1 protein-coding gene and 1 pseudogene are annotated in these 341 nt (G+C 67.4%); both read right to left on the reverse strand.

The features are described from left to right. The coding region (locus tag ACFWJO_RS39830) for a helix-turn-helix domain-containing protein (RefSeq protein ID WP_386873205.1) at positions 1-157 on the reverse strand (157 nt) is incomplete at its 3' end. A gap of 1 nt (position 158) precedes the next feature. After that, positions 159-341, reverse strand: a pseudogene (locus ACFWJO_RS39835) (recombinase family protein); the annotation flags it as partial.

A 341-nucleotide genomic window follows, 5' to 3' on the forward strand; every position in this document is an offset into this window, starting at 1 on the left:
GTGTCCGTTCGAGAGCGGCGACGCCACCGGCTCGATAGGCGGAGTGCCAGCGTGAGAGCGTGCGCGTGCCGATCCCGGTCTCGCGCGCAAGGCTCGCTAAGGGGATACCGTCTTCGATGTGGAGCCGCAGAATGTTCCACTTCTGCGGCCCGTCCATGTCAAGCCTGCTTGACACTCTCGCGAGCGGCCGTGTTCCGCTGGTGGCGGTAGAGCGTCGCCCGTGACCACCCCACGAGACGCGCAGCCTCCTCGGCCGTGCGCCCCTTCGCCCGTTCTTCGGCGGCGATTGCGAGCTTGCGATCTACGACCTCGGGGTTCACGGGCGGTCGACCGAACTTCGT

The sequence above is a fragment of the Streptomyces sp. NPDC127092 genome (assembly GCF_042722475.1).
Lineage (GTDB): Bacteria > Actinomycetota > Actinomycetes > Streptomycetales > Streptomycetaceae > Streptomyces.